Source organism: uncultured Gemella sp., from assembly GCF_963515875.1.
In the GTDB taxonomy this organism is placed as follows: Bacteria; Bacillota; Bacilli; order Staphylococcales; family Gemellaceae; genus Gemella.
Genome location: NZ_CAUPZX010000053.1, coordinates 1 through 11664 on the forward strand (window position 1 = coordinate 1; position 11664 = coordinate 11664).

At 29.8% G+C, this 11664-nt stretch carries 10 protein-coding genes and 1 riboswitch; of the genes, 2 read left to right on the forward strand and 8 right to left on the reverse strand.

Annotated elements, in window-relative coordinates; all coding sequences use genetic code 11:
• Positions 1–2637, reverse strand: a 2637-nt coding sequence (locus RWL85_RS07800; protein WP_314086797.1) for a YSIRK-type signal peptide-containing protein, incomplete at its 3' end; no start/stop codon positions are given.
• Positions 2638–3135: 498 nt separating this feature from the next.
• On the opposite strand from RWL85_RS07800, the gene RWL85_RS07805 reads away from it, so the two are divergent.
• Together RWL85_RS07805 and RWL85_RS07810 are read left to right on the forward strand one after the other, a co-directional pair.
• Complete coding sequence (locus RWL85_RS07805) at positions 3136–3573, forward strand: hypothetical protein (protein WP_314086799.1); 438 nt, start codon at positions 3136–3138, stop codon at positions 3571–3573.
• 209 nt (positions 3574–3782) lie between these two features.
• Positions 3783–4304: a sigma-70 family RNA polymerase sigma factor gene (locus RWL85_RS07810; RefSeq protein WP_314086802.1), complete on the forward strand. Its 522-nt coding sequence runs from the start codon at positions 3783–3785 to the stop codon at positions 4302–4304.
• A 452-nt stretch (positions 4305–4756) separates the two neighbouring features.
• On the opposite strand, the gene RWL85_RS07815 is transcribed toward RWL85_RS07810, so the two are convergent.
• The 7 genes from RWL85_RS07815 to RWL85_RS07845 all read right to left on the reverse strand — a co-directional run.
• On the reverse strand, positions 4757–5704 hold the full coding sequence (locus RWL85_RS07815) for an Rpn family recombination-promoting nuclease/putative transposase (RefSeq protein WP_314086804.1): 948 nt from the start codon (positions 5702–5704) through the stop codon (positions 4757–4759).
• 200 nt (positions 5705–5904) lie between these two features.
• Positions 5905–6267: a protozoan/cyanobacterial protein, globin family gene (locus RWL85_RS07820; RefSeq protein ID WP_314086805.1), complete on the reverse strand. Its 363-nt coding sequence runs from the start codon at positions 6265–6267 to the stop codon at positions 5905–5907.
• Between the two features lie 165 nt (positions 6268–6432).
• The gene (metK, locus tag RWL85_RS07825; RefSeq protein WP_314086807.1) at positions 6433–7614 is read right to left on the reverse strand and encodes a methionine adenosyltransferase; all 1182 of its coding nucleotides are present in this window, start codon (positions 7612–7614) and stop codon (positions 6433–6435) included.
• A gap of 115 nt (positions 7615–7729) precedes the next feature.
• A riboswitch (SAM riboswitch) is annotated at positions 7730–7832 on the reverse strand.
• Between the two features lie 717 nt (positions 7833–8549).
• A complete protein-coding gene (locus RWL85_RS07830; protein WP_314086810.1) occupies positions 8550–9041 on the reverse strand; it encodes a PH domain-containing protein in 492 nt (163 codons plus the stop codon).
• The gene (locus RWL85_RS07835; protein WP_314086812.1) at positions 9034–10545 is read right to left on the reverse strand and encodes a PH domain-containing protein; all 1512 of its coding nucleotides are present in this window, start codon (positions 10543–10545) and stop codon (positions 9034–9036) included. Before RWL85_RS07835 ends, RWL85_RS07830 begins: the two co-directional genes overlap by 8 nt.
• Entirely contained in the window at positions 10532–11035 is a 504-nt protein-coding gene (locus RWL85_RS07840) for a hypothetical protein (RefSeq protein WP_314086813.1), read from the reverse strand. Before RWL85_RS07840 ends, RWL85_RS07835 begins: the two co-directional genes overlap by 14 nt.
• A 19-nt stretch (positions 11036–11054) precedes the next feature.
• Positions 11055–11664, reverse strand: a 610-nt coding sequence (locus RWL85_RS07845; RefSeq protein WP_314086815.1) for an MBL fold metallo-hydrolase, incomplete at its 5' end; no start/stop codon positions are given.

Here is an 11664-nt window from a genome sequence, read left to right on the forward strand (position 1 = left end):
TATTTGTTTTTGCACCCATACAGGCGTAGTTGATGTAACAGTTGGAACTGTACCCAATACATTTCCATTTGTATCAACTTTTTGATAGGCTTCACGAATAGCAGCATTTAACTTCTCAACATTCTCTGCAGAAATCTTTCCACCAGGCACTACATCAATATAATAAGGGACTTTAAAGAGTTCTTTTCTACCATTTTCAACAGTTAGTTCAATAATTCTGGTACCAGTAGTAAGGTCATTTGTCCCTCCTACCCACTCAACAGATTTAACAGACTGTTCTTTAATTCTTGCACTAGTTTTAGGAAAATCAAAAATTCTATCTTTATAGAATGATAATCCTTCACTAGGTGTCCCCAAATCATAAGAATCCGGTTCTTTAAATCCTGGAACAGAATTATATCTATATTCTGTAATATAGTCACTTGCTGAACCTAGATTTCCTGTATAATCTTTAACACCAGTAGCAGCTTTTGCTACAGGTTGATAGATATCTGACTGTGTAACAACTTTATAAGGTAGTCGGAAATTAATTCTTTGATTTCGAACATCAGCTTCAATATATAAAGTATGGTTTCCTTTACTTCTATCAGCAGTTACATTAATTCCATCTTCGCCGCCTCTAAAATCTCTAACAAATCTATTGTGGAATTGTTTATAGTAATCTTTACTATAATTTCCTGTTGATTTATAAGTATTATACTCGCCTATATCTCTAGCACCTGGGTTAAATCTTGTATTTGTATAAGTATCTTCAATTGTGACAGCACTACTCGCTAATCCAGCTTTTGTATCAAGAGTTCCTATCCCTGTTCCTTTTAGGAATGTTGTTTTTAATCGACTAGTATCAACTGTAATATTATATCTTTCTTGAACTCCATACCATTGTTGATAACTCTTATGCATGAAACGTCCTGTTGGAATTTTTTCATAAGATTTCATCCCAGCAATATAGTATAGTGGTGCTTCAGTGTTTCCTACTGTATCAAACTCAACAACATAAGTATTCCCTCTATCAAAATCACGTGGTCTAAAAGCAAATACATTCTGAGTAGAACTTTTAATTTTATCGTATAGTTTATTTGTAACAGTTTTGTCTTCTTCAGTCATTCCATCTCTATTGAAATAAACTCCAGTATTATTTTTTACAAAATCATCTAAACCATAAATTCCACCACGGTTACCCACAATCCCATTTTGAGTATTAGCAACATTTTGATAATATGCTGTTCCATTAACTCCCGTATCTGGTGATCCAACAGAAGTTAAATATTTATCAGAAGCTCCATTAAATACTTCTCTAACTCCACCTTGTTTTACCACAGCACCATTTTCAAATAATTTCATATTTTGAATAGATTGACCTGTTGGAATAGTAAAGTAATAAATTGGATTTTGTCTAGACTCACGAGCATTATTATATGTTATTTTCCAATGATATCCATTTGATTGTTTAGTAACTTCCGCAAAAACTTTTTGTTTTAATCTTTTTACAGGTTGTTGTCCTAAATCTGCATTATTTCTACCATTAGCGAAAGAATTATCGTTATGTGAAATATATAAAAATGTACCTGGCGGATACCCCGAACCATCATTTGCTTTTGTAATATATCCAACAGTTGCTTCAGTTAAACGGTCGTCACCATGGCTATCATAAACTTTGCCATCAGCAGCTCTGTAGTAGCTTGCTCTAAAATAAGATTCTGGTCGTATATTTATACCATTTCGAGAATCACGTTTACCTGAGTTTTCACGAGATACTGCTAAGGCAAGTTTTTTCTCCGCTTGCTTACCTTGCTTCATTAATTCTTCAATTTCTGAAGCTGTTAATTGCGGATTTTCTAATCCTTTCTTAACAGAAAGAACTGTTTCTTCTACACCTTTTAACAACTCTTTTGTTTCAGGTCTAGTGATTTCACTTGCAGATTTTAGATATACATCTAAACTTTTCGCAAGAGTTTCAAGCTTCCCTTTATCAGGAGCTGTTGACTTTTTATTCTCAGACTCTTTCTTTTCTAAAGTACTAGTTTCTGCTTGTTTATCTATTTTTTCTGAAGTATTCGCTTTATTATCTACTGTTTTTTTCTCGCCTACTTGTCGACTTTCTTCCTGAGCCTTTTCAGTAGTCTTGTCTGCTTTTACAACAGTTTCTTTAAGTTTTCTTATAACTTCTGTTAATTTCTCTACTTGAGCATTAACTTCTTCCGCACTAGCAGTGTCTTTATCTAATACTAATTTTGCTTCAGATATACTTTGACTTACTTCATCGTAAATACTAGCTATTTTATCTTTTTCTGTACTTCTAAATAGTGTATCTAAGCTAATTATTAATTTTTTTAATTCTACTTTGTCCACTTTCATAGTAGCGACAACATCAGACGTTTTTTCAACAATAGTCGACTTATCTTGTGCTGATGTAGACTTATCGTCTATTTTTGAATTTTTATCACCACTAGATGAACCATCTGCTGATTTACCGCTAACTTGTGCATTTTCTGATGTAGGAATATTTTCTGCCTTAGCGGACATTCCGCCACCGAAGAAAATAAGTGACGCTACAGCTACACTGGCAGCACCAAAATGATATTTTCTTATTGAAAAACGCGTTAGTTTTTCACCATTTTTATATTGATATCTCATAAATATCATTACTCCTTTTTCATAATTTCTCTTAATATTTAATATAATTTATATTTTTGTTGTTAACAATCTAATAAATAAAAACTTGTAAACACTTTAATTATAATACAACATCCGGCTTAAATCAACTTTAAACATAACTTATTTTCATGGTTAAATATAATAATAATTTATAAACTAATTATGATATGAAAATAATTGATATTTATATATAATTTATGTTAACGTCGCATTCTTATAAGTTTTTTTTTTTTTTTTATTTCAACTTTTTATAACTATTCTTCTTAGTTAAAATAAAGTATATTAACAAAAAAATATTTACTTTATTAATTAATCAACATTGAAATCTATATCTTTTTAGAGTTTTTATTAACAATTTTATATTTTAAATAAATTTATTCTCATTCATTTTATCTCTTTACAGATTTTCTCAAACTATGTATAATCTATATTCCCCTCTCTCCCTCTCTTACAGATAAAAATGGGAGGAGTAAACGTATGTATTACTTTAAAATAAAAAACAATATAAAAGTTCCTGTTAGTAGGGAGATATATTCTCAGATAAATTCAATTCAAAATCGCACTAATTATGCTGCTAAAAAGCTTAAGGAAAGTGGCTTAATTTATTATGAGAACTATTCTTCCGAAAACAACACTGGGGAGAGTCGAATTAAGGATTATTCTGCATTGTCTACAGAAACAATTATCAAAGAACATTTGTATAATGCACTTTATGATGCTTTAGCTACTCTTTCTATAGATGATCAATTACTTCTGTATAAGCTATATGTAAACAATTCATCTTTACGAGGAGCTATGCAGAATAATCTTAATCATCCTACAAAAGTCAAGCGTCACCAAGAAATGCTACTGAAAAGATTAGCTATTTTGTTAAAAGAATATGAAGAGGATTTTTTTGACAATATAACTAGATAAATTTTTTAGTTTTTTGTGACAAAAGGCTATTTTTTTCACTTATAATAATGAGGGGATTTTTTTAATCTTTTGTAAGAGTGGGAGTCTGCTAAATCACCTATTATATTTCTATTTACTATATTTATTTTGATTTTCACATTTATAATTACATGATTCGTCCTTATTAGGAGATGTTCTACATAGAGAGGAGCTATAGGAGGACAATTATAATGAAAAGTTTTATAGAATTAAACGAAGATGACACTCAAAGATTTTACGAATTATTAGAGATTAAAAAATTTCTTATTAAAAGAGCACTATATAAAGTAAATATTCCACAGAAATTGCATGATGAGTTTTATGGTTATGGGATGGAGGGGCTTCTTGTTAGTTTTCTTATCTTACAAGATGGTGGGATAGACTCTTCTGATTTTGATAGATTTGCTTTTGTAACTATTAAGAGAAAACTCATCGATGAGATTCGTAGAAGAAACAGGCATGAGAGTATTCCTTTAGATATATTCGAAAATAATTCTGATGTTATTTCCAATGATTATGATTTCTTATATATCGAACTTATAAATTATCTGAGAGACACATTAAATCTTTCTGAATGGGAATTTTTCGAGGAATATACAAAGACATTAAATGTTAAAAAGACAGCTATTGCTTTAGGAATATCACTTGCTAGTGCATACAGACTACACAAACATATTAAGGGAGTTTGTGAACAGTTTCTATTAAATATTTAGGAATTCATCCACTCTATGTAGACATCTACTTATTTTATTAAATTTTGTGTTTTTATTTTATAGTTTATCACTTCAATCAATATATAATAACTATTGAGACTTATTTCATTGCTATTACACCTAAATTTTTATTTAATATCCTATTAATAGTTTTACGCTATTAAAATAGAGCTTTTTAGATATTTCTCCTTTCTTTATTTTTCATGTATAGTGTTTTGTTTTACTTTTCAAAAAGATTATTTTCTACTAGAAACACATATATTAAAGAATATAAAACTGAAAAAATTACAATATATAGCTAGTTTTTAATTTAATAATCAAAAAAGAACAGAGAGTAATAATTTTACTTCCTGTCCTTTGTTCTTATTTTATATTTCGAACGAGCTTTCAATAGATTTTTTCGAATTTACATTATTATTACAACTTGGTTTAAACGTTATTTACTATTTCAACTATAAATATTTCTCAAATTCTTGTTCGCTTAGATTTAATTTGCTAGCTCCTATTTCTTTGGTTAAGTTCCCTTCTTTTACTAAATCTGCAATCATATTTATTGTTTTCGCTCTTTCTTGTGCGATTCCTTGCTGAAGCCCTTGTTGAAGCCCTTGTTCTCTTCCTTGCTGAAGTCCTTCCGCTATTGCCTGTTCTTTTTCTTCTCTAACATAAGCTAGGTGAGCATAATATCCATCAAAGTCTCTTCTTCTCTCATCAAACATACTCTTTTCCTCCTCACTCCATTTTCTTGGATTTATTATACTATCTGCTTGTTCCATTATTTTTTCTGGTTCATGTGTATATGGTTTGTTTCCGAAAAATTCTATCCAACGTATTTTTTGGTAATTTTCCATTGTATTTTCTCTGTATTTTTCTATTTCCAAAAATACCATTCTTATTAAATTTCTTTTTTCTTCTATTCCTTTAAATTTAACTTTTAATTCTTCGCAGTTTTCATCATCTCGCATACTGAACGTATGAATCGCTCGATTATCATCAAAATATGGTTTCTCTGTTATTGCTATAGCATAAACCGGTATTAATTCTTGAGATAAGTAATGTGTATCTACCCCTTCTTTTTTATACTTATCTAAGTTTTGCGAAACTTGTTCACAGATGTATAACCACAATCTTTTTATAAAATCAACCTGCATAGCTACTTGAATTTCTATAATAACCTGAGTGCCATCATCTAATTCTGCTAGTACATCTACGTGCGTGACAAATGGTAACAAATCTTTATAAGGCTTAGCATGGATTTGTGCACCATCTAAAAGTTTTACAGAAGCTACTGGTAAGTCTAATAAATCTCTTATGAATTGTGCCGTTACCTCAGTATTACTAAATACTTTCTTCGCTACTAAATCCATCATTGGTCGTGCGTCTTTATTTCTTATGTTTTCCATTTTAAATCCCCCTATTTTCATTACTTAATAATATTTTTTAATTTTAATTCCTACCCTATTTCTAACTTTATTATACTAAAAAAAAATTATTTTTTCTATTGATATCATAGATTTTATCTTTAAACAAACATACTCAAATTTCTAAATAAAAAATGTAAAAGTGTCATATTTCAAATATAATCATCTTTTACATTTTCCTATTATATTGTATTTATCATTTGCATTGTTAACGAGTTTATTTTTTGACTAAAGAATTTCTTTATAGCTGGATCTAATTCTAATCTATCCAACGCTAACTCGAAATCTTCTAACCAGTATTTTGCTTCTTTTATTGATATTGGTAATTTCATATGTTTTCTTCTCAAATCAGGTGTTGCAAATACAGAATGACCTGGTTCTCCTAGAAATAATCTAAAAAATCTTTTTTGTTCTATTTTAATTTTATCAAATCCTTCAACGAATAAAAGATTGATTCTATCATCATTAGGTATTATATCATCATACATATACATAACTAATTGATCAATTTTTTCTTCTCCTATTTGGTCATATAGATTCATCATAAACCTCCATAATTTGTACATATTTTTTTCACTTTTCGTCCTTATTTATATTAAACTATATTACAAATATTTTTGCAATTAAAAGACTTTCACAATGCATAAAAATCTAACTTTCAATAATTAAAAAGCGTAAATTAGGTTTATCCCAATCTACGCCTTAATAATCTATTTTAATAATTTTTTAAATGCTTCTACTTTGTCAGTTCTTTCCCAAGTGAATTCTACATCTTCACGTCCAAAGTGTCCATAAGCTGCTGTTTTCTTGAAGATTGGTTTTCTTAAATCTAAAGTTTCGATGATTCCATTTGGTGTTAAACGGAATTCTTCTTTAATAGTTTTAACGATATCCCCTTCATCAACTTTTGATGTTCCGAATGTTTCTACAAAAATCGATACTGGGTGTGCTACTCCAATTGCATAAGCTAGCTGAACTTCTGCTTTATCACAGATACCACTAGCTACGATGTTTTTAGCAATATATCTAGCCATATAAGCTCCAGATCTATCTACTTTAGTCGCATCTTTACCACTAAATGCTCCACCACCGTGACGTGAGAATCCACCATATGTATCAACGATAATTTTACGTCCTGTAAGCCCAGCATCTCCAACTGGTCCACCAATTACGAATCTTCCTGTTGGGTTGATGAAATACTTAGTATTTTCATCTAGTAAGTCTTTATCTAGACATGGCTCGATTACGTATTTTTTAATATCAGCATGGATTTGCTCTTGACTTACATTTGCATCGTGTTGTGTAGAAACCACGATAGTATCAATTCTATTTACTTTATGATTTACATCGTATTCTATTGTAACCTGAACTTTTCCATCTGGACCTAAGTATGTAAGAGTACCATTTTTTCTAACTTCTGCTAATTGTTTTGAAAGTTTTTGACTTAAGTAGATTGGTAGTGGCATAAATGTTGGTGTTTCGTTAGTTGCAAATCCGAACATAAGACCTTGGTCTCCTGCACCAACTTCATTTTCTTCTTTTTGTTGTTTTGTTTCTAGCGAATTATCAACTCCAAGTGCGATATCTGGAGATTGTTTATCTAAACCAACAAGTACCGAAATATGGTCACCTGAGTATCCTTTGTTAGGATCATTATATCCAATTTCATTAATTGTATCACGTACGATTTGTTGGAAGTCAACATTTGCTGTTGTAGAAACTTCTCCAATAAGCACTGCTAAGCCTGTATTTACGCAAGTCTCACAAGCTACACGTCCGTATGGATCTTGCTCTAAAATCGCATCTAAAATAGCATCTGACACTTGGTCAGCAATTTTATCTGGGTGTCCTTCTGTAACTGATTCTGATGTAAATAAATATGTTTTGCTCATTTCTTTCTCCTAAAAATATTTTTGTCTGATATTAATACAAATCTTCTCTAGATCCTTAATATCTCATTAATTATAAAATAAAAGACCTTATCTCATAGACAAGGTCTTTATTATTACCTCATCGTTCAAAGTAAACTTTGCTAAGGAAAGCACCTTAATCAATTGATTAGGTTGCCGGAGTTCAACGGGCCTTATCCCTCACTCACTCTTGATAAGTATTTATATTTCTTTTATCAGCATATTTGATTTTAATATACTTTTTCTAATTTGTCAAACGATAAAGTAAAAATGATATAGTAAAATCAATATTCAATATTGTATTTACTTCTTTCTTGGAGAATTTTTTCCTTTAACTTCTCCGCTTCTTTAATTGAGATTGATAAAAATCGTCTTATCGACTTGAATTTTCTCCTTTTTACACTTAACATATAGAATATATTTTAATATTATTGTTACATTATCCTTCTTCTATGATATAATTAACTTGTCGTTGATAACAAATCAAATCCTGCGATAGTAGGAGGTGATAAAATACTTTTATGGAAATACTTACTCAAACAGTGCTTAACATTACGGAGCTAATCCAAAAGTACTAGATTTTAAAAATAATTTACATGAAAACTCATAGACGCAGTGGTTTATTGATATCTAAATTCGCTTTATAAAAGCTTTTTAGATATCTAATAAACTGTGCGGGGGTGACTCGACAAAATCGATTTCTCCGAAATCACGATTTTTGAGTCACTCCCAAATGGCTTGATGAAAAGCACTCTAATATACAACGATAAGCCTTATTATGTTCATCATAATAAAAACACTAGCATTGTAACGGGTGCTAGTGTTTTACTTTTATGTTTTTACTTACTCTTTATACCTATATTCTAAACTAATATCAGCTAATTGTCAAATAAAATTCTTGAAATGATATAGTAAAATCAATATTCAATATTATATTTACTTCTTTCTTGGAGAATTTTTTCTTTTAACTTCTCCGCTTCTTCAATGGGCAGATAATCAATCCATAATTTGCTATATATTCCCGTTACTTGTATATTAGCCAATTTAAACTTATTTAAAATTGGTCCTGTATGTATCGTAACATCTTGGATAGTATTATAAGGCAAAGTTTTTTTACTCTTAAAAAATACTCCCTCAACTTCCGATACTCCCATATCATCTATCTCATAAGAATAATTTCTAATTACTAAAGGTGGAATAACTAAAGCCACTATAGCATATATTATTAATATCACTAATATACCTAGACCAAGAAACTTATAATTTATTTCCGTTTTAAAATAGTCATATACACTTTTACCAATAACTGGTGATAAGAGAACTAGAGCATATATGCCAAAGTGTATTCTTATATATTGTACAGACCTCTGTGGTAAATTACACGATTTTTTTTCAAATATTCTACTCATAACCTACCTCCGAAACTATAAAATCTCTTTCTAATTTTTCTTTGTATCCTCTATCATAATATTTCAACTTAATATCTGAGTTTACCCCAATAGAATTTATTGATATATGAGCAAGATTTCTTTTACTCATAAAATAGTTCGTCCTACTATTAATTGTTCCTACTTTTTTCACCTTAATAAATTCTGTTATTATTGTCAATTGTCTCATAAACGTATTCTTAAAGTAATGTCTATCATAAGAAAGCTCGTTATATTTCAACATATAGTTTTTAACTAAAATACTATATGAAACTAAGACAAGATAAAGAGCAAGCGAACTCAAAACTTTATACTCTAACTTAAAATTAATATCAGCAAAGTACAATATCGCAAATGCTATTATCGGTAGCAGACTGCAATTAAACAAACTCCAACGATACAAGGCTATCCTTGCTTTTCGTTGTATTTTCTCGCTTTCTAAACTTTCATAGTACTCTAAATCAATACCTAGATTATTTTTCACAAAATTTTGTGCAAAATCTTTTTTTACTAGAGGTAAGACATCTATCGTAGATTTTTGTTCACTTAAATCTTCTGATACGTTATTAGTCAAGGTCTCAACAGATAATTTCGCAAGTCCGAAGAAACGATAACGTAACGGATATATCAATTTCACACTCTGGATTCTATCAATATCAATAACTAATGATTTTTTATTTAACAGTCCATATTTACACAGTAAATTATTATCTTTTGTCGTAAGGATAAAGTTATAATATTTTACAATCGTATGAACAATCGATGCAATTACTACTAAAATCATAAATATCCCAATTATTATAAATATGGCTGTTACGTTGCCCGCGACTGACTTAGCATTTTTTTGAAGAAGCTCGTCAAAATAAGCTTCATTATCGAAGAGATACTTGAATACATCTCGAATCTTACCATTTAATGCTAATATTAACCCTAAAGCTGCAAAGAACCTAACCCTAAGTAGTCCATAAAATGCAAGGTCTTTCACAGACAATCTTAGTATTTCTTTTTGAATTTCTTGAATTCTTTCTTCTTGATCTGAAGTTATATCTTCTGATTCATCTTGATCTTGTTTTAATTCTCTTAGTATATCAATTAAGTTTAATGCGACTTCCTTCTTCAGAGGTTTTATCCTAATTTTACCTCCAACAAGATTAATATCCACCGAAAGCAGATTAAATGCTTGATACAATACGTTAGAACTCATGTCGATTGACTGGATATTTTCAAGATTTATATTTTTTGCTTCTTTATTTATTATTCCTTTTGTGTAAATTAGAGCCCCATCACGTACTTCATAACTTTTTAAGAAATAATCAAATATACCTATTACTATTAGTAGAAGAAATCCCGACAAAACTAGTAAATAATATTTCCAATTTTGCTCTTTTAATGCTATCACCATAAAAATACCAAATAATCTAAATCCTGTAATTACAGAATCCATAATAACCATAGGATGCACTCGACTTTTTTTAATATTCTTCATCCTTATACCTCCTATAATTAAGATTGTTTTCTAGTATAGTTAACAATAGGTTTTCTAACTGTTCTACATCTTTTTTAGAAACATAAAAGCTTAATTTTTCTGAACCAGTGTTTATACTAACCTTATAAATATTAAACTTTTTCGATAATATATTTTGCTTTATTGTATAATCTAGTATATTCCTAAGTGGTGCTACTTCCTCCAATTTAAAGAATGTATATATTAATGTTGAAGCTAGTTTAAAATGTTCATCTGTAATTTCAAAAAATGTATTGTACTCATACTTATCCCTAAGCATTACAACTATAACATGATTTAAAAATACTAATCCTAATAATACCCATAGAATAATATATAAATCTACACCGAACACTTCTTCAAAACCGATAAGTTTAAAAATCACAGAAGCTAGTGCAACACATGTTAAACTTATTGCCCAAATATTAAAGAAAAAATAATCAACGTATATTCTTCCTATATACTTTCTCATAAAATCCCTCCCTTTTTTATTAACAACCGATAAGATTTAGACTTCGTTCACGTTCAATTGTAGTCTCGTCCCCATGACCTGGATATACTATTTTAGCACCATCAAGCTTAAATAATACATTTCCTAATGAATTTTTTAGTGCATCATAATCTGATCCATATAAATCATAACGACCAAAACCGCTTCTAAATAATGCATCTCCAACTACTACAAACTTACCAAAATCAAATGACACTCCCCCTGGAGAATGTCCTGGTGTCGGTAGTACTGTAAAACTTAAACCAGCAATTTCGTATTTTTTATTTTCTTCAAACTCAAATTCCGCCGGGTCTGTCATAGGTGGCCTTCTTAAACGGAACAATGTTGAACCGTTAAAATCCGGGTTTTGTAACCAATCACGTTCATGTCCTGAAATATATACAGGCACTTCATAGTGTTTTCTACACTCATCTAGTGACATAATGTGATCAAAGTGAGCATGTGTTAATAATATCGCTTCAATTTTTACATTTAATTCATCTATCGTCTTTTGTATTCTATCGAAACCTTCACCTGGATCAACAATAACTCCTCGCCCATCTTTATATACTATATAACAGTTTTCATCTACCATATCCATTACTATTCTT